The 18635-nt window shown below is 64.2% G+C and carries 19 protein-coding genes and 1 pseudogene; 1 reads left to right on the top strand and 19 read right to left on the bottom strand.

Features of this window, described 5'->3' with window-relative positions; all coding sequences use genetic code 11:
• The first annotated feature begins 170 nt into the window (after positions 1-170).
• The gene (locus tag H537_RS0115625) at positions 171-641 is read left to right on the top strand and encodes a recombinase RecT (RefSeq protein ID WP_028998655.1); all 471 of its coding nucleotides are present in this window, start codon (positions 171-173) and stop codon (positions 639-641) included.
• Here the strand turns inward: H537_RS0115625 and H537_RS51140 are convergent.
• From H537_RS51140 to H537_RS43305, 19 genes and pseudogenes are all read right to left on the bottom strand, one after another.
• Positions 628-1626 (bottom strand): site-specific integrase, encoded by a 999-nt coding sequence (locus tag H537_RS51140; protein ID WP_084150701.1) that lies wholly within the window; start codon positions 1624-1626, stop codon positions 628-630. The two genes, H537_RS0115625 and H537_RS51140, sit on opposite strands and share 14 nt — an antisense overlap.
• A pseudogene (locus tag H537_RS51135) lies at positions 1623-2237 on the bottom strand (tyrosine-type recombinase/integrase); the annotation flags it as partial. The pseudogene H537_RS51135 and the gene H537_RS51140, both read right to left, overlap by 4 nt.
• Before the next feature lie 52 nt (positions 2238-2289).
• Positions 2290-3569, bottom strand: a protein-coding gene (locus H537_RS0115620) for an IS3 family transposase (protein WP_238446698.1) whose coding sequence is annotated in 2 segments (ribosomal slippage) — positions 2290-3233 and positions 3233-3569 — 1281 coding nt in all. Because the reading frame shifts where the segments join, the coding sequence is not laid out codon by codon here.
• A gap of 185 nt (positions 3570-3754) precedes the next feature.
• Entirely contained in the window at positions 3755-4423 is a 669-nt protein-coding gene (locus tag H537_RS49330; protein WP_051242715.1) for an EthD family reductase, read from the bottom strand.
• 11 nt (positions 4424-4434) lie between these two features.
• A complete protein-coding gene (locus H537_RS43325) occupies positions 4435-5616 on the bottom strand; it encodes an NADH:flavin oxidoreductase/NADH oxidase (RefSeq protein ID WP_051242713.1) in 1182 nt (393 codons plus the stop codon).
• A gap of 76 nt (positions 5617-5692) precedes the next feature.
• The gene (locus H537_RS0115600) at positions 5693-6400 is read right to left on the bottom strand and encodes an ABC transporter ATP-binding protein (protein ID WP_028998652.1); all 708 of its coding nucleotides are present in this window, start codon (positions 6398-6400) and stop codon (positions 5693-5695) included.
• Positions 6384-7127, bottom strand: coding sequence for an ABC transporter ATP-binding protein (locus tag H537_RS0115595; protein ID WP_028998651.1), 744 nt, complete (start codon positions 7125-7127; stop codon positions 6384-6386). The genes H537_RS0115600 and H537_RS0115595 overlap by 17 nt, the downstream gene beginning before the upstream one ends.
• On the bottom strand, positions 7099-8142 hold the full coding sequence (locus H537_RS0115590) for a branched-chain amino acid ABC transporter permease (protein ID WP_028998650.1): 1044 nt from the start codon (positions 8140-8142) through the stop codon (positions 7099-7101). Before H537_RS0115590 ends, H537_RS0115595 begins: the two co-directional genes overlap by 29 nt.
• Before the next feature lie 4 nt (positions 8143-8146).
• On the bottom strand, positions 8147-9013 hold the full coding sequence (locus H537_RS0115585) for a branched-chain amino acid ABC transporter permease (RefSeq protein WP_028998649.1): 867 nt from the start codon (positions 9011-9013) through the stop codon (positions 8147-8149).
• 101 nt (positions 9014-9114) lie between these two features.
• Positions 9115-10572: a dihydrolipoyl dehydrogenase gene (lpdA, locus tag H537_RS43320; protein ID WP_084150698.1), complete on the bottom strand. Its 1458-nt coding sequence runs from the start codon at positions 10570-10572 to the stop codon at positions 9115-9117.
• 6 nt (positions 10573-10578) lie between these two features.
• Positions 10579-11703, bottom strand: a complete 1125-nt coding sequence (locus H537_RS43315; protein ID WP_310733019.1) for a 2-oxo acid dehydrogenase subunit E2 — start codon at positions 11701-11703, stop codon at positions 10579-10581.
• Between the two features lie 72 nt (positions 11704-11775).
• Positions 11776-12708 carry an electron transfer flavoprotein subunit alpha/FixB family protein gene (locus tag H537_RS0115570; RefSeq protein WP_028998648.1) on the bottom strand — a complete coding sequence of 311 codons (933 nt, stop codon included), beginning with the start codon at positions 12706-12708 and terminating at the stop codon, positions 11776-11778.
• A 41-nt stretch (positions 12709-12749) separates the two neighbouring features.
• Positions 12750-14435, bottom strand: coding sequence for an electron transfer flavoprotein-ubiquinone oxidoreductase (locus tag H537_RS0115565; protein ID WP_028998647.1), 1686 nt, complete (start codon positions 14433-14435; stop codon positions 12750-12752).
• Between the two features lie 392 nt (positions 14436-14827).
• Complete coding sequence (locus tag H537_RS0115560; protein WP_028998646.1) at positions 14828-15577, bottom strand: electron transfer flavoprotein subunit beta/FixA family protein; 750 nt, start codon at positions 15575-15577, stop codon at positions 14828-14830.
• Between the two features lie 11 nt (positions 15578-15588).
• Complete coding sequence (locus tag H537_RS0115555) at positions 15589-15825, bottom strand: biotin/lipoyl-containing protein (RefSeq protein WP_028998645.1); 237 nt, start codon at positions 15823-15825, stop codon at positions 15589-15591.
• A 3-nt stretch (positions 15826-15828) separates the two neighbouring features.
• Positions 15829-16623 (bottom strand): enoyl-CoA hydratase/isomerase family protein, encoded by a 795-nt coding sequence (locus H537_RS0115550; RefSeq protein WP_028998644.1) that lies wholly within the window; start codon positions 16621-16623, stop codon positions 15829-15831.
• Positions 16620-17609: an alpha-ketoacid dehydrogenase subunit beta gene (locus H537_RS0115545; protein WP_028998643.1), complete on the bottom strand. Its 990-nt coding sequence runs from the start codon at positions 17607-17609 to the stop codon at positions 16620-16622. The genes H537_RS0115550 and H537_RS0115545 overlap by 4 nt, the downstream gene beginning before the upstream one ends.
• Positions 17610-17614: 5 nt before the next feature.
• A complete protein-coding gene (locus tag H537_RS43310) occupies positions 17615-18373 on the bottom strand; it encodes a thiamine pyrophosphate-dependent dehydrogenase E1 component subunit alpha (RefSeq protein ID WP_084150697.1) in 759 nt (252 codons plus the stop codon).
• A partial coding sequence (locus H537_RS43305) for an integrase core domain-containing protein (RefSeq protein ID WP_043458924.1) occupies positions 18345-18635 on the bottom strand: 291 nt, incomplete at its 5' end. The genes H537_RS43310 and H537_RS43305, both read right to left, overlap by 29 nt.

Raw genomic sequence — 18635 nt, 5'->3', positions numbered from 1 at the left:
CTGCTTGGCAGCGGCGGCGTGCGCGCCGTGGACTGGAAGGCGCGCAGCGGCTCCTACATCGACGAGGCGGCACTGAAGAAGGCCCACCCGGCCATTGCGCGCGACTTCACCCGGCGCTGGCACTCGCGCGTCTTCACCGTGCGGAACTTCGACGCAAAGGAGTTGGGCAGATGAGCACGCAAACACTCAAGGCCGTGGCCACCGGCCAAGGCAGCGCCGAGAAGGCACCCACCATCTTCGACTTCCTGGAGCACACCAAGGTGCGCAAGGGCATCACGGCCGTGGCGGGCAAGTACCTCAAGGCCGAGCGCATGCTGACCCTTTGCGTCAACGCCGTGAAGAAGACGCCGCGCCTGCTGCAGTGCGATCCGCAGTCGGTATTGGGCGCCATGATGACTTCCGCTGCCCTCGGGCTGGAGCCCAATACGGCGCAGCAGCAGGCCTTCCTCATCCCGTACAGGAAGCGCGTGCCACCGCCGGACGGCGGGCGCCACTGGGTGGAAACCTTCGAGTGCCAACTATGGCCTTCTGGCAATAGTTGGCACTATGTCCTGCAGCGGCCTATGTCCCGAAGGCGGGTGTTCACCACGGACAGTACGGCGTGGCTGAAGGACATAGTTTTTCTGGCTACAAGCCTTTGAGAAAAGCCATCAGCTCATCATCCGGCTTGAAGCGACCGGGAGTGCCACCGGGCGGTGTAGCCTTGCCAAGGATTTCCTCCTTCAACGCAAGGTTCGCATCCAGGTAGATCTGGGTAGTCTCCACCGACTCGTGCCCTAGCCAAAGTGCGATTACGGCCCTGTCGACTCCAGCCTGTAGTAGATCCATAGCCGTTGTGTGCCGAAGCACATGCGGAGTTACTCGTTTCTCATTCAAAGACGGACATGACTTGCTTGCGGTGGCAACATGCTTGGAGAGCATGTAGTGAACGCCGTGAGCGCTGAGACGGCCGCCCTGAGCGTTGGGGAAAAGGGGTTGACCTTCAGCCCTCGAGGGCTCCTGGAGCCAGGCCTTCATGACTGCTCGCGTTTGCTTGCTCAACGGCGTGCTTCGCTCCTTGCGACCCTTGCCGATAACTCTGACATGAGATCCTGTATCAAGAGTGATGTCACGCCGTTCGAGCCCGGTCAATTCTGACAAGCGAAGCCCTGTCTGCACAGCAAGTAGCATGAAGGCATGGTCGCGGCGCCCTGACCAAGTTCGCTGATCAGGGGCTGCAAGGAGCGCATCGACCTCTGCCCGTGTCAAGTAATGAACCAGGCCGCGCGAGAATCTCTTGTTCGGAATGGCCAATACACGCTGTATCTGAGCAGATCGCTCGGGGACTTCGTACACTGCATACCTATAGAACGACCGGATTGCTGTCAGTCTCAGATTGCGGCTGCGCGCGGTCACGCCACGGTTCTTCTCCAGGTTGTCGAGAAAGTCAACAATCAGCGGTGCATCAATGCTATTGAATTCCATCCGTGAAGGCGCTATGTGCAAGCGTTGTTGAGCGAACTGGAGAAGCAGGCGGAACGTATCGCGGTAGGACGCGACCGTGTGTTTGCTGGCTTGTCGCTGCTGCATGAGACGCTGCAAGAAGAACCTCTCCAGAAGGGGCGCTAAATTATGAGAAGTGTTCATAGCAAGTCCTCCCAACGCCGCTCCAAACGCGTCATTGCCTGAGCCATAAGTTCTGGCCAATCGCTCAGGTACCAGTACGTGTGAGCAACATGTACATGTCCCAAGTAGGTCGTGAGCACTGGCAGTTTCTGTTCAGCATCTTCACCATTTTGATACCAACTCAACAACGTCAATGCGGCGAATCGATGTCGGAAATCATGTAGCCGCGGTCCGTGGCTTGAATTGGGTGTTCTGATACCTATTTGCACTGATAACGCGTTGAAAGCCTTGTGGACTTCCGAGACGCTGAGTTGATGACATAGGTTGGATATGAACAGGTAGTCAGCTTGCCGCCCCTGCAGAAATTCCTCCCTACGGCGCAGGCAGTCGGCCAGCGCTGATGCGGTTGAAGCATGGACTGGAACGAGTCGCGACTTGCCGAACTTGGCGCTCCGAATCGTCAGTACTTGCTGCTCCAGATCTATGTCCTCGACCTTCAAGTTCAGAGCTTCGGAAATTCGCAGTCCCGTGACGCTGAGCAGACCAAAGAGGCAGTAGAAAAGCCATGGCCGCAAAGGCGTTGACGGAAACCTTGTCGGCAGGTTCAGCGCAGCGCTCATCAAACGCTCAACCTCCTGCGCCGTATAGAGGTACTGGTCTTGCCCCCGTAGTCCCGGACACGGACTATGCGCAGGTTAACGCCTGGTCGATCGGTCGGTCCTGACGTTGTTCGCTCGATTGCCGCCGGTACTCGCGCGGCGACTTCATTTTCAGTCCCGAGTGCGGATGCACCTCGTTGAAGTGCTCGAAGGCAGCCGGCAACTGGGCCATTACGGTTGCTGCATCACTGAGGTCCATTCTGCTCAGGTAGTCCCTGCGGAAGGTATTGACGAAGCTTTCTGCGACGCCATTGCTCTGGGGCGAACAGACCGGCGTGTTGACTGGAGTCAGCCCCAGCGAGCGGGCAATGTGTCTGGTGTCGTGAGCAATGTAGGCCCCGCCGTTGTCCGTGAGGAACTCCAGCGTGTAGCCCTGGGGGATTGCGTCCACGGCGCCGAAGCGCTGCTCCACGGCCTCGATGAGCATCTCGCGCACGGGCTCACCTGGCAGTCCCTTGCCTTCCCATGCACGCCAGGCCATGACCTCACGATCACAGCAGTCCTTTGCGAACGTCGCCGTGACGGTCTGCCCCGAGTCGCACTTGATCTCGAAGCCGTCCGAGCACCAGCGCGTGTTGCTGGCCGCCACGATGACCTTGCCATCGTGCTTGCGGCTGGAATGCCGCCGCCGCGGTGCGCGCGGCAGCAGCAGCGCGTTGGCCGCCATGACCCGGTACACGCGCTTGACGTTCACGCGTGGCAGCCCGTCAGCCGAGCGCTGCCGGTTCACCAGGGCGCAGGCGCGCCGGTAGCCGTAGCTCGGCAGCTCAGCGAGCTGCTCACGGATCTCCTGCAGCAGTTGCTCGTCCGCGGCCGGCATGCGGCCCTTGCGGCCGTCGCTCCAGCAGCTCGACCGGTGCTTCAGCGTTTGGATGTGCGAGCGCGCCAACCCCAGTGCCTGGCAGACCACTTTCACTGGTCGTCCTTGGGCAACAACGGCGAGCGCGCAAGCCACTTTTTTGCGCTGGCGAACTCCACGGCTTCCTTGAGGATCTCGTTCTCCAGCGTCTTCTTGCCCAGGATGCGCTGCAGCTTGGCAATCTCGGCCCGAGCTGCCGCCAGCTCGGACGCCGGCACCACCGCCTCACCGGCCGACACCGCAGTCAACGCCCCCTGGCGTTCGAGCTTGCGCCACTGGAACAGCAAGCTCGCCGACACGCCCGTCTGGCGCGCCACCAGCGACACCGACATGCCCGGCTCATAGGTGCGCCGCACCAGCTCGGCCTTCTCGGCCACCGACCAACGCCTGCGGCGCTGGTCCGTTGTGACGACCTCTACGGTCTCCGTACGCCTATTCGTATTCACAGTCCTACTCCTATCTGGAAGATAAGCGATAGACCGTGTCCGGTGATTCAGGGGGCCAGCTCAGTAATGCCGTCACACCCGCGAAGGCGGGTGTCCACGAAAGCCGGGCTGCGGCCCGACTCGCCTGGATGCCCGCCCACGCGGGCATGACGGGGATTGGTTCCAGTTTCGATCAAGAGCTGGAATCAGATCGGCCCGGTGTCCAGTACTTCGGTCGTGATGATGAACGGCAGATGGCCATCAGGCAGGAAATTCACCTCGTCGGCCCGCGTGCGGCGATAGACCTCGGTATCAGCGCCGGCGCGCATGGCGGCGGTGGACTCGAACCAGGTGACGGCCATGCCATCGAAGCGCGGCTCGCCATCGGCATAAGCCGCTTCGGCGCAGTGGTACTGCTCGTAGCGAAGGATGCTCGGGATGCCGGCACCCAGGGGCCCGTGTACTGTCTTCCAATAGTGACGAAAACTTTCCAATGCCATGCCGAGGCGGCGGTTGACGAATTCGATGTTTTTTACCGCACCGCGCGGTACCGCTGCGTCCTTGGCCAGATGTGGTTTGACGATAAGGTGCACGGTACGCGCAGGGTCGGCCAGCGCAGGCAGCGTCGGCGTGCGCTCCTGCTGCTGCAAGAAGACGTGCGCATCGTCCACGTCATCGAAGCTCCATTCCTCTACCGCGTCGAAAATCAGCTCGCCACGGCGGTATCCCTGGGGCAGCGTATGCGACGCAACGATGCGCAGGCAGCCCTGGGGCGGAACTCGAGAACGCAACAAGGCCAAGCTCTGTTCATGGAACGCCGCGAGGTCGGCGCCTGCGGTGCGCTTGGTCAGCGCGATAATCTTGATGGAAGGCATGGCATTGTCGCCTATGAGTTGGTGGCGTTTCCGGCATCACGCTGCGGTGGCGTCATCCGGGCCAGATGGTCAAAGGTGTCGGCCTGCTGCTCGGCGCGGCGTTCCAGCCACCAGCCGTGCGGTTGCGGCCATTGCGCCCAGGCTGCCGCGCCGGCTTCGGCCAGCAAGGCGTGTAGCGCCCAGTTGGGATTGAAGAGCGCCTCGCGGGCGACGGCCACCAAGTCCGCGCTGCCCTCGGCGAGGATTTGCTGAGCGTGCTTGGGGTCGCGGATCAATCCAACAGCGACAGTGGCAACTTCGGCATCCTGGCGGATGCGCGCTGCGTAAGGCACGTGGAAGCCAGGGTCGCGGCTGAGCAGTTGCTTGTCGCGTGGAAGCCGCATTCCTCCGGAAGAGCAGTCGATGACGTCTACCCCGCGGCATCGCAGCTCGCGAGCGAAGGTGATGGAATCGTCCAGCGACCAGCCGATATCTATACCGTCCACCGAGGACAGGCGGGCGAAGAGTGGCCGGTCCTCAGGCCACACACGGCGCACCGCCTCGGCCACGCGCAGAGGCACCGACATGCGCTTGGACAGCGTGCCGCCGAAGGCATCGCTGCGGGTGTTCGACAGCGGCGAAAGGAACTGGTGCAGCAGATACCCGTGGGCGCAGTGGATTTCGACCGCGTCGAATCCCGCGTCCGCCGCGCGCTGCGCCGCTGCGGCAAACTCGCCAACGACGACGTCGATGTCCTCGGCCGTCATCTCGCGCGGCGCCGGCCACTGGCGCCCGCCCGGCTCGGCCGTTGGTGCCACCGTTGGCCAAGCCAGGGCCGCGTCGGTGGCCGAATGGCTGAGCGCGCCGGCGCCCTTCCACGGCGCCTCGGATGAGCCCTTGCGTCCGCTGTGGTTGAGCTGGATAGCTGCAGCGCAACCGAAGCGGTGCAAGAAGTCAACAACGCGCTGCAGAGGTGTCACCTGGTCGTCGTGCCACAGGCCCAGGCAGCCGGGCGTGATGCGGCCGATCTGGCTGACCGCCGTGGCCTCAACAAAGACCAGGCCGGCACCGCCAAGAGCAAAGCGCCCCAGGTGCACCAGGTGGAAGTCATCGGCCAGGCCGTCGTGGGCGCTGTACATGCACATTGGCGAAACCACCAGGCGGTTCTTCAGCGTCAACCCGCGAAGGCTCAGGGGAGAGGTGATGCTCGGCATGTTAGAGTGGAAAGCTGCAGAAAAAAATGAGGCGGCAGGTGGGCAGTTCGCGCACCGCGCCTGCGCAGGGCCATGGCTAGACCAGACCAAGGAACGACTCCTGTACCCGGGGGTCCTTCAACAGCTCGGCGCTGCGACCCTGGGTGGTGATGCGGCCCTTCTCAATGACCACCGCACTCTCGCTGGCCTCCAGGCCGCGGCCGACGTCCTGCTCGACGAGCAGGATCTGCGTTCCCTCGTTGGCCAGTTGAGGGAACAGCACAAAGAGCTGGTCAACGATGATGGGTGCCAAGCCCAGCGAGGGTTCGTCGAGAATGAGCAGCCGCGGATCGGACATCATGGCCCGCGCAATGGCCAGCATCTGCTGCTCGCCTCCGGAGAGCATGCCTGCCGTCTGTGAGGACCGCTCGTGCAGGCGCGGGAAGCGCGTGAGCTCCCGTTCGATGCGCTGACGACGCAACGCCGCCGGCAGACCGCTGCCGCCGATGTGCAGGTTCTCCAACACGGACAGCGCCGCAAAGGTTCCGCGCCCCTCGGGCACCATGCGCACACCACGCCGGGCAATCTCATGCGGCGGCAGCAAGTCGATGCGCTGACCGTCAAAGTGCACCTCGCCGCTGTGCCAGGGCAGCAGCCCGCAGATACCGCGCAGGATGGTCGACTTGCCCGCACCATTGGCCCCGAGCAGGCTGGTGATCCGCTGGCCTTGAAGGTCCAGGCTGATGTGCTCGACGATGGCCGCTCCCTTGTGGTAGCCGCCGCGAAAGTCAGTGATTTTGAGCATAGCGCCCTCCGAGGTAGACCTTGATGACCTCCGGCGAGCGCGCGACCTCCTGTGGCGCGCCCTCGGCCAGCTTGCGGCCCTGCGCAATGACGACCACGCGGTCGCTGATGCGCATCACGGAGCGCACGTCATGCTCGACGAAGATGATGCTCATGCCCTGGTCCTTCAACTGCACCAGCATGTCGAGGATGCCCTGGCTGTCGGTGCTGTTCAGGCCGGCGAGTATCTCGTCGGTCATCAGCAACCGCGGTGCACTGGCCATCGCGCGTGCCAGTTCAACGCGCTTTTGTTCACCGACGGTCAGTGTCTCGGCCACTGCGTTCACCCGGTCCTGCAAGCCAGCGAAGGCGATGGCGCGGGCGGTGCAATCGGCCGCCGACTCCCGGGCATAGTGCTCGCGAGGACGGAACAAGCTGGCCACGTGCACGTTGTCCCACACCGTCATACCAATCAGCAGCGAGGCGGACTGGAACGTACGCACCGCCCCCAGCTCACAGATGCGGTCGCAGCGCAGGCCCACAAGCGAAGTGCCGCCCAGCACGATGTCGCCGCTCGTCACCGGAATAAGGCCGGAGATGACGTTGAACAACGTCGACTTGCCTGCGCCATTGGGGCCGATCAAGCCCAGGATCTCGCCTTGGTACACGTCGAAGGAGACACCGCCCAAGGCCTGGATCCCGCCGAAAGACTTGGTGACGTCACGGACGTCCAAGAGCTTGGCTTGCATCATGGTCATTCCTCGCAAGTTGAGTTTCAGTGGCGGCCGCCAGCAGACGCGCCTGTCGGCGCTCGGACAGCGAACGGAAGAGCTGCACCATGCCTCCCGGGTACAGCGTGATGATCGCCACGATCAGCACGCCATAGATCAGGCGGTGGTACTCCAGGAAGTTGCCCCAGGCGACTTGGTCGATGACGCTCAGCGCTACGCCGCCAACCACCGGACCAATCACCGTGCCGGCACCGCCGAAGATGCTGATGAGAATCATGTTCAGCGTGAGCGAGATGTCGAACACGCTCTGCACCGACACGAAGGACAAGTACGGTGCGTAGGCCGCACCCAGCACGCCTGGCCAGGCGGCGCTGATCACGAAAGCGATGGTCTTGTACTTGACGGGCCGGATGCCGATGGAGTTGGCCAGCACTTCATCCTTTCGGATGGCCTGCATGGCATAGCCGGCACGCGAGTTCACCACCAGGATTACTGTGGCTACCACGCCGGCACACAGTAGCAGGAAAAGGAAGTAGTACTCGGTGAGCGTCAGCGTCGGCGGCACGCTCCAGCCCAGGTCATGTGGCCGCAATCCGCGGGTAAACGTCCAACGCTGCAGCAACGTGTCGAACACCATCATCACCGCCAGAGTGGACAGTGCGAAGTAGAGGCCTTTCTGCTTGAGCACCGGCACGAACATCGCGGCGACCACGCCGGCGACCACGCCGCCAGCGGCCATCACCACAGGCAGCGGCAGTTGGTAGCGCACAATACCAATGGCTCCTACAAAGGCGCCAATACCGAAGAAGACGCCGTGGCCGAAGCTGGCGTAACCGGTGAAGCCACCGATCAGGTTCCATGCACTGGCCAGGCCGATATTCAGGAACGCGAAGATGAGCACGCGCATCCAGTAGTCGTTGGTCACCAGGGGGAGCAGCGCTGCCAGCGCCAGCACGGGCAGCATCAGCGCCAGCTGGCGCTGGCTAAGGGCAATGCCCGTCAGTGGGTGCTTGAAGGACGTGAAGGTCGTCATGGTGTTACTTCCGCGTCGTGGGGCCAGAGCCGAACAGGCCCTGCGGCCTGAAGATGAGGAAGAGCAGCAGCACGCTGAAGGTCACTGCAGGGGCCACCGTAGGCAGGTAGAACGAGGCGCCGAAGTTCAGCACGCCGAACAGCAAGCCACCCAGCAGCGCTCCGCCCATGCTGCCCAGGCCGCCGATGACGACCACCAGGAAGGCGTCCACCGTCCAGCCGAAGTGCATATAGGGTGCAAGCGGGCTCAGGGTGACAAACAGCCCTCCGGCCAGCCCGGCCCAGAGACCTGAAAAGAACATGGTCCTCTCGAAGGTCCGCGCCAGGTTGATGCCGTTGAGCTGAGCCGACTGGCGGTTGTCGCTGCAAGCGCGGATCGCTTGGCCAAAAGGCGTGCGCGCCAGCAGCACGAACAGCGCGCCAGCCGACAGCAAGCTGGTCAGGAAGATCAGCAAGTCGAAAGACGGCACGAAGGTCTGGCCAATCTGCCAGCCGGCCGGCAAGTCGGTTTTCACCCGCAGCAGCCGCTCCTCGGTACCCCATCCCATGGAGCCCAGCTCGGTAATGACGGTGGCGATGCCGAAGGTCTGCACCAGCACCATCAGCGGCTCCAGGCGGAAGGTGCGGGCGATGAACACCCGCTGGATCACCGCTGCCAGCACGCCGGTGGCCAGGGCGGCAACCGCCAGCGAAGCCAGGTAGGGCAGGCCCAAGCGGGTCACCAGGTAGTGTGTCGCGAGGCCGCCGAACACGACCAGCGCACCGTGCGCGAAGTTCACGATGCCGATCACGCCCTGGACTAGGTTGAAGCCAAAGGCCGCCATGGCAAAGATGCCCCCTCGCAGGAGGCCGTAGATCAGAACGTCTTCCATTGCTTTGTCTCCATGGCGGTTCGCCGCCGCCGAGTCATCAAACATTCGGCCGGCCCTCATGTCACCCGGCGGACACGGGGCCGGTCGCTGCGATCACCTGGTCATCGTCGGGACCGGGACGGCAGATCGGTGCAGCTGCCGTGCGCCACCTCGGCAGCCAGACCCACGGTCTCGCCCAGCGTGGGGTGAGGATGGATGGTGCGCGCCACGTCCACGTCGTTGGCCCCCATTTCGATGGCCAACGCGACTTCACTGATCAGGTCACCAGCGCCCGTACCGACGACGGCGCCGCCAAGCAGCCGGCGACTGCCAGCATCGAACAGCAGCTTGGTGAAGCCTTCTTCGCGGCCGTTGGCCAGCGCGCGGCCACTGGCCTGCCAGGGGAAAATGCTCTTGAACACGGCCCGGCCCTCGGTGCGCGCTTGCGCTTCGGTAAGGCCGGCCCAGGCAAGCTCCGGATCCGTGTAGGCAACGTTGGGAATTACTGCAGCGTCGAAGGCACTGCGGTGCCCCGCAGCTACCTCGGCCGCGATGTGACCTTCGTGCACCGCCTTGTGTGCCAGCATGGGTTGGCTCACCACGTCGCCGATGGCGAAAATGTGTGGCACGTTGGTGCGCATCTGCGAGTCCACCTCGATCCAACCCTGCGCGTGCACCGCAACACCGGCAGCAGGCGCATCGATGAGGAGCCCGTTGGGCCGTCGCCCCACGGCTTGAAGCACCAAGTCATAGTACTGTGGCTGCGCCGGCGCGTGGCGGCCTTCGAAGTTGACGACGATGCCGTCATGCGTGGCTTCGGCATCAGTTATGCGGGTGCCCAGCATCAGCTGGTCGAACCGGCGGGCATTGTGCTTTTGCCACACTGCAACCAAGTCGGCGTCGGCGCCGGGCATCAACTGCTCGGCGAGCTCCACTACGTCCAGCCGGGCACCCAGCGCGGAGTACACGGTGGCCATCTCCAGGCCGATGATGCCGCCACCCACCACGAGCATGCGTCTCGGCTGGATGGGCAGCGCCAGCGCACCAGTAGAGGTGACAACACGCGGGTCGCGTGGCAGCACGGGCAGCCTAGTGGCCGAAGAGCCCACGGCGATGATGGCCTGGGCGAAGCGCAGCTGTCGTACGCGGCCATCACTGTCCGTCACCCGCAGCGTGTGAGCGTCGTCGAAGCGTCCCTCACCGTGCAGCACCTGCACGCGGCGGCTGCGCGCCATGGCAGCCAAGCCACCGGTCAGCTTGCTGACCACACTGTCCTTGTGCGCTCGCAGGCGTTCCAGATCCACCTGGGGTTGCAGTGGCGCCGAGATTCCAAGGTTGATGCCAAGCGCGGCCAGGCCGAACGCCGCCTCAACTTCGGCGGCCACGTGCAGCAGCGCCTTGGAAGGGATACAGCCCACGTTCAAGCACACGCCGCCCAGCGTCGGGTAGCGTTCGATGAGCATGGTTTTCAAGCCAAGATCGGCGGCGCGGAAGGCGGCCGAATAGCCGCCCGGGCCGGCGCCAAGCACGGCCAGGTCGCATTCCAGCCGCTCATCTGCGGTAGCGTTCACATCACTCATGACGCGTCACTCCTGCAGTAGCTGCACGTCGGCCAGCAGGCGGGCGATGTGGCCGAGGAAACGAGCGGCTGCGGCACCGTCAACGACACGGTGGTCCCAGCTCAGCGACAACGGCAGCATCAGCCGCGGCACAAATGCCTGACCGTCACAGCGCGGCTGCCATGACGAGGGACATACACCCAGAATGGCCACCTCGGGTGCATTGATGATGGGCGTGAATGAGGTGCTGCCAATGCCGCCCAACGAGCTGATCGAGAAGCATCCGCCACTCATCTGCGCCGGCTTGAGCCGTCCCTCCCGCGCCGAGGCGACCAGCGTGGCAACTTCCGCGGCAATTTCAAGCACGCTCTTGCGGTTGGCATCGAAGATCACCGGCACCATGAGTCCGTGGGGCGTGTCGGCTGCAAAGCCGATGTGGTAGTACTGCTTTAGCACCAAGTCGTCGCCATCGAGCGAGGCGTTGAACTGTGGATAGGCCTTGAGTGCCGCCACCGCTGCCTTGACCAGGAAAGCCAGCAGCGTGACCTTGGTCGGCGACGACGTGCCCTCAACGGCTGGCGCTTGGTTGAGCCTGCGGCGGTACGCTTCGAGCTCCGTGATGTCGGCCAGGTCCTGATTGGTCACATGAGGGATCACCACCCAGTTGCGATGCAGGTTGGCAGCGCTGATCTTCTGAACGCGGCTGCGCGGTTGGCGTTGCACCGGGCCGAAGCGCGAGTGGTCCACTTTGGGCCACGGCAGCACATCGAGTCCGCCACGCGACGGTGCGGCAGCGGCGGCAGGGGACGTAGCAAGTCCCGCCACCGGCACACCCAGCTCGCGAGCACGCTGGCGCATCGACGGCGTGGCATGCGGCAACAGCGCGGCATCGCAGACCGCAGGTTGCGGCGGCGCCGAGACTACAGGCGCCTGGACGGGGGCGGGCGCGGCTGTGATTTGCACGCTGGCGTCCTCATCAATGATGGCGAACAGTGCGTTGGGCTGCACCGCGTCGCCGGCTTGGACATGCAGCGACTTCACCCGGCCAGTGCAGCCGGCGGGCAGCTCCAGCGACAGGGCGTCGGATTCGACCAGCAGCAGCGGCTGATCGGCGCCTACGCCATCACCAGGCTGGGCCAGCAGGCAGCTCACCTTGAGGCCGGCAATGGCCGGCAGTCCTTGGAAACGAGCTTCGAACGAGGCCATGACATCGGCTCCGGCAGGTCACAGTGCCCTAACCAACTCCGGGACTGCGGCGAACAGGTCCGCCTCCAGCCCGTAGTCGGCCACCTCGAAGATGGGCGCCTCAGCGTCCTTGTTGATGGCCACGATGACCTTCGAATCCTTCATGCCCGCCAGGTGCTGGATGGCTCCGCTGATGCCCACAGCCACGTACAGCTGCGGCGCCACGATTTTGCCGGTCTGGCCTACTTGCCAGTCGTTGGGGGCGTATCCCGCGTCCACCGCGGCACGCGAGGCGCCGAGTGCGGCCCCTAGCTTGTCGGCCAGCGGCGTGAGCACTTCGGTGAACCTCTCGGCCGAGCCCAGGGCTCGGCCGCCCGAGACGACGATCTTGGCCGCGGTGAGCTCGGGGCGGTCACTCTTGGAAAGCTCACGACTCACGAGAGCGCTCTTGCCACTGGAGGCGACAGCAGAGACGCTCACAATCGGTGCGCTACCGCCACAGGCTGTTGCGGCGTCGAAGCCGGTAGTGCGCACCGTGATGACCTTGACCATGTCGGCGCTCTGCACAGTGGCGACAGCATTGCCGGCATAGATGGGGCGCTCGAACGTTTCAGCGTCAATGACGCGCGTGACATCACTTATCTGCGCTACATCGAGCAGTGCTGCTACGCGTGGTGCAACGTTCTTGCCGTGAGCCGTTGCAGCGCACAGGATATGGCTGTACCCAGTCGCCAGCCCCGTCAGCTGCGCCGCAAGATTCTCCGCAAGCTGATCTGCCAAGCTCTCCCCTTCGGCGTGCAGCACCTTGGTGACACCGGAAATTTGGGCGGCCGCCTTTGCTGCGCCCAGGCAGTCAGCGCCTGCCACCAGAACGTGTACGTCAGCACTGCAGGCCAGCGCCGCTGTAATGGTGTGCAGCGTTGCGACTTTGAGCGTGCCGTTGTCATGTTCGGCAAGAATGAGGCTTGTCATGAGAACTGTCTCCGTTGTGAAAGTGGCGCTGGTATCGAGGGCTACATGCCTGCGTAGTTGGGCCCGCCACCGCCTTCGGGCGTGACCCAGGTGATGTTCTGCGTCGGGTCCTTGATGTCGCAGGTCTTGCAGTGCAAACAGTTCTGAGCGTTGATCTGCAGTCGCTCGCCGGCACCCTCGTCTTCCAAGTACTCGTACACGCCCGCGGGGCAGTAGCGGCTCTCCGGCCCGGCGAAGGCGGGCAGGTTGATGCGCGTGGGCACCGTCGCGTCCTCGAGCGTGAGGTGCACGGGCTGGTTCTCCTCATGGTTGGTGTTGCTGATGAACACCGAGGACAGCCGGTCGAAGGTCAGCACGCCGTCGGGCTTGGGGTACTCGATGCGCGGGAACTCCGAGGCCGGGCGCAGGTTGATGTGGTCGGGCAGCTTGCGCTGTACCGTCCACGGCGCCTTCTTGAGCCCCAGGCGCGGCAGCAGCCACTGCTCGATGCCGGTCATCAGTGTGGCCGTGGAGCGCCCCTTCTTGAACCACTGCTTGAAGTTCTTGGCCTGCAGCAGCTCGGCATGTAACCAGCTCTTTTCGAACGCTTCCGGATAAGCGGTCAGCTCGTCGCCGCTGCGGCCCGTCCGCAGCGCCTCGAACGCAGCCTCGGCGCAGAGCGTGCCGCTCTTGATCGCGGCGTGGCTGCCCTTGATGCGGCTGGCGTTGAGGTAACCGGCGTCGCAGCCCACCAGCGCCCCGCCCGGGAACACGGTCTTGGGCAGGCTCAGCAGCCCGCCGGCGGTGATGGCGCGCGCGCCGTAGCTGATGCGCTTGCCGCCCTCCAGGTGCTTCCTGACCGCCGGGTGGGTCTTGAAGCGCTGGAACTCCTCGAAGGGCGAGAGCCACGGGTTTTGGTAGTCCAGGCCCACGACGAAGCCGATGGCGATGCGGTTGTCGGCGGAGTGGTAGATGAAGGAGCCGCCGTAGGTGTCCGGGTCCAGCGGCCAACCTGCGGCGTGCACCACCAAGCCGGGCTTGTGATTGGCCGCGGGCACTTCCCACAGTTCCTTGAGGCCGAGCCCAAAGCTCTGCGGGTCCTTGCCGGCGTTGAGCTGGAAGCGCTCGATGAGCTGCCGCCCCAGGTGCCCGCGCGAGCCCTCGGCGAACACCGTGTACTTCCCCAGCAGCTCCATGCCCAGCTGGAAGTTCCCGGTGGGCTCGCCGTCCTTGCCGATGCCCATGTTGCCCGTGGCGACGCCGCGCACCGAGCCGTCCTCGGCGTACAGCACCTCGGCGGCGGCGAAGCCGGGGAAGATCTCCACGCCCAGGCCTTCAGCCTGCTCGGCCAGCCAGCGCACCAGCTCGCCCAGGCTGATGATGTAGTTGCCGTGGTTCTTGAAGCAGTCGGGCAGCAGGCGGTGCGGGGTGGTCTTGAAGCCGGCCGCGGAGAGGAACAGGAATTTGTCCTCGGTGACCGGTTGCTTCAGCGGTGCGCCTTTTTCCTTCCAGTCCGGGAGCAGCTCGGTGAGCGCGATGGGGTCCATGATCGCGCCGGAGAGGATGTGCGCGCCGGGCTCGGAGCCCTTTTCCAGCACCACCACGGAAACTTCGGTGCCCGCAGCGGCGGCGAGCTGCTTGAGCCGGATGGCGGTGGCCAGCCCGGCGGGGCCGGCGCCCACGATGACCACGTCGTAATCCATGGACTCACGCGGGCCGTACTGCTGGATCAACGATGCAGAATTCATGCGGTCACCGATAAGACGTGCAGTTGGGAGCAAACACCGGCTAAACAAACGACACCACTCGAGAAGTCCAGCCGTTTCGTCGGTTAAACATGCCGGGGGCCTCCGGCGCGAAGGTCAGCGGCGGCAATAGCCATTGGCGGCCAACTGCGCTGGACGTGACGAACGCCTTCATGTCCATCCACTGAGGAGGCGATCGAGCAATGCAATACAACGCCCTCGCGACGGAGAAACGCTGTCCAGTCTTCCGCGTCTCCGTACTTGGAGCGCACTTCGGCTAAACATTGTCGAAGCAGTGCCATGACTCTTCTCCTCAGGCCGCCAGAGGCGGCTCAACGGTTACGCAACAGCTGAGAACAGTTCGGCCTCCAGGGGGCAGTCCGCCACGCCAAGGCTCAGATCACCTTGGCCTCGCTTCTGAGCCTGTCCACCAACGTGGCCACGTCGGACACCCTCACGCCACCACCGCGCCTGCGCGGTTCCCTGACCACCACAGTCTTGATGCGCGGCGTCACGTCCACGCCCAGGTCCGCAGGTTTGATGGTCTCCAGCGGCTTTTTCTTGGCCTTCATGATGTTGGGCAGCGTCACGTAGCGCGGCTCGTTCAGGCGCAGGTCGGTCGTGACGACGGCCGGCAGCGTGACTTCCACGGTTTCGAGACCGCCGTCCACTTCACGGGTCACCTTTGCCTTGCCCTCAAGCACTTCGACCTTGGAGGCGAAGGTGGCCTGGGGCAGATCGGCCAAGGCTGCGAGCATCTGGCCGGTCTGGTTGCAGTCGTCATCGATGGCCTGCTTGCCCACGATCACCAGGCTCGGGGCTTCTCTCTCCACCAGAGCCTTGAGGATCTTGGCCACGGCCAGCGGCTGCAGCTCGGCATCCGTTTCGACGAGGATGGCTCGGTCGGCGCCGATGGCCAATGCGGTGCGCAGCGATTCCTGGCATGCGCTTGCGCCGCAGGACACGGCTACCACCTCGGCCACGGCGCCCTTTTCCTTGAGCCGCACCGCTTCCTCGACGGCTATCTCGTCGAAGGGGTTCATGCTCATCTTGACGTTGGCGAGGTCGACGCCGCTACCATCGCCTTTGACCCGGACCTTCACGTTGTAGTCCACCACACGCTTGACAGCGATCAATGCCTTCATCGCTCTTGTCCTCACGTTTCCAGGATGGCCAGCGGCGCACCGACCGCGAGTTCCACACCGGGCTCGGCAAGCAGCTCAACCAGCTGTCCAGCCATCGGTGCCTCAACCTCCACCGAGGCTTTATCAGCCTCGAGCAAGGCAATGATCTCGCCTTGGCCAACGGTGGCCCCTACAGGTTTGACCCATTCGGCCAGCGAGACTGTCTCGGTGGTGAGCCCGAGCTTGGGAACCTTCACGGTGATCTTCATGGTTTAGCGACCTTGGTAATCAGGGGAACGCTTCTCGAGGAAAGCGCGCATGCCTTCTTGCTGGTCATGCGAGTGGAAAAGGCGCACGAATTCCTGAAGCTCGTACTCCAGGCCAGCGTCAAAGCCCGGATCAGCACCGACGTTGATGCTGGCCTTGGCAGCGGCCAAGGCCAGTGGTGCCTTGCGGCCAAGCTCGTCAGCGAACCGTTGCACCGTCTCACGTAGCTCGGCAGCACCCACGCACTGATTGGCCAAGTGCAGCGACACCGCCTCTTCGCCACCAATGAATCGGCCAAGCATCACGATCTCCTTGGCCTTAAGACGGCCAACCCAGCGCGTGAGCCGTACCACCGCGCCAGCGCCAGGGATGACGCCGATGTTGATTTCGGCCAAGCCGAACTGGGCGTCGTCTGCGCAGAGCACGAAGTCACAGGCCAGCGACAGCTCGGTGCCGCCACCGGTAGCCCAGCCCTTGACTGCAGCGATGACGGGCTTGCGACAAGTCTCGATGTCGCGAAACAGGTTCAACCACTGGCGGTTGTAGAGCAGCACCGACTCCGGACGCAGGTCCTTGAGCTCGCTGATGTCGGCCCCGGCCGTGAAGGCCTTGTCACCTGCGCCGGCAAAGACGATGTTGCGCACTGCAGCGTCGTTGGCGGCGTCGGCCAGCGCAGCACGGCATTCGCGGATGCACAGACTGTTCATCGCGTTGTGCACGCGCGGGCGGTTCAACACGATCCAGCGCGTGGCGCCCACCGTTTCAGTGAGCACCGTTTCGAACTGCCCCGTGCTGTTCATACGCGCTCCACCAGTTGCGCGGCCGCCTCGGCGATGCGCCGAGCGTCGGGGATGTACAGCTTCTCCAGCGAAGGCGTGAAGGGACTGGGTGCAAATGGGCCTGTCAGCCGCACTGGCGCCGCCTTGAGCGCGCCATGGGCCTGCTCCATCACCGATGCCATGACCTCGGCGCCCACACCGAAAGGACCGTAGCCCTCGTGAACGATCAGCAGCCGACCGGTGCGCCGTACGGACTCCACAATGGTGGAGGTGTCCAGCGGGCTGATGGTTCGCGGATCGACCACCTCGGCCTCAAAGCCGCGCTCAGTCGCCAACTGCTGTGCTGCTGCCATCGCTTGTGGCAGCATCTGGCCGTTGGCTACGATGGTGAGATCTCTGCCCGGACGCTTGATCTCGGCCACGCCCAGCGGCAGCACGAAGTCCTCACCGTCGGCCGGCACCTCGCCAGTGCTGCCGATCAGCTTCTTGCTCAGCAGGCACAGCACCGGGTTGTTATCGCGGATGCCCGCCTTGGCCATGCCCAGCACGTCCACCGGCGTGGCCGGCGTGACGACCTTGAGCCCCGGCACGTGTGCAAACCAGGCCGCCAGGCATTGCGAGTGCTGGGGCCCTGCGTTGACCCCACCACCGCCAAAGGTGTAGAGGAACAACGGCACCGACACCTGCCCGCCGAGCATGTAGCGCAGCTTGGCGGCTTGGTTCACCAGCGGCTCAACGCAGCAGGTGAGGAAGTCTTCGAAGCCGATTTCGACGATGGGTCGCAGTCCTGTCATCGCCGCCCCTACCGCCGCGGATACGAAGCCGTTCTCCGAGATCGGCGTGTCTCGCACGCGGCCGGGGCCGAACTCCTGGAACAGGCCGCGCGTCTGCGCGAAGATGCCCCCGCTGGGGCCGACGTCGATGCCCATCAGCATGACCGTGGGGTCACGCCGCATCTCCTCGCGCATCGCGCGCGTCAGCGCTTGGTAGTACTTGGTACGCGCCATTGCAGTCACCCTTCGTAGACGTCTTCAAGCAAGGCAGCCGGAGCCGGCTCGGACAGTGACGAGGCCCACTGCACTGCGTCATCGATACGTGCACGCGCCTCGCGGCGGATCGCCTCCAGTTCCGCGGCCGTGAAGTCCACGATTCCCACCGCCTCGCGCTCGAAGCGCACCAGCGGATCGAATCTCGACGGGTTGTCGCGTTCATCGGCGGTCTTGTAGACCTGAGGATCGCCTTCGTAGTGCCCGTGCCAGCGGCTGGTCTTGGCTTCGATCAGCGTTGGACCCTCGCCCCGGCGTGCGCGCTGCGCCGCCTGAGACACGGCCTCGTAGACCTCGAAGACGTCCTCGCCATCAACCTGCACCCCGGGGAAGCCGTAGCCGGCGGCGCGTGCCGTGATGCTGGGTACCGACACGTGCGCGGAGTAGGGCGAGAGTTCGGCGTAGCGGTTGGACTCGCAGAAGAAGACGATGGGCAGCCGCCAGATGGCAGCCATGTTCATTGCCTCGTGGGCGATGCCAGTGGAGGACGCGCCTTCGCCGAAGAAGGCCACCGCACAGTGCGCGAGCCCGCGCACCTGAAGCGACAGCGCCGCACCGAGCCCCAGGCCCGTGGACTGACCCACGATGCCGTTGGCCCCCAGCACGCCCTTGGATACATCGGCGATGTGCATCGAGCCGCCGCGACCCTTGCCATAGTGACCTTGCCCCTGTTTCCCGTAGTTCTTAGCCCTCGTTCTATGCGGCGTTCTTGTGCTGTGCCGCATGCCAGCGTTGCTCGTACTGCATAGGGCTCAGGTAGCCCAGCGAGGAATGCAGCCGGCGGTAGTTATAGAAGGTCATCCAGGCAACGACCTCGTCCATCGCCTGGCGCAGCGTCGCGAACTTGCGACCGTGCAGTCTGCCAACCTTGAGGTGCCCCCACAAGCTTTCCGTCGGGGCGTTGTCCCAACAATTCCCCTTGCGGCTCATGGAAGAGCGCATGCCATAGCCGCGCAGGACGCGCTGGAACTCGTGGCTGCAGTACTG

Source organism: Azohydromonas australica DSM 1124 (assembly GCF_000430725.1).
Taxonomy (GTDB): Bacteria; Pseudomonadota; Gammaproteobacteria; order Burkholderiales; family Burkholderiaceae_C; genus Azohydromonas; species Azohydromonas australica.
The sequence above is the reverse complement of the archived record's forward strand: the minus strand, read 5'-3'. Positions and strand labels throughout refer to the sequence as shown.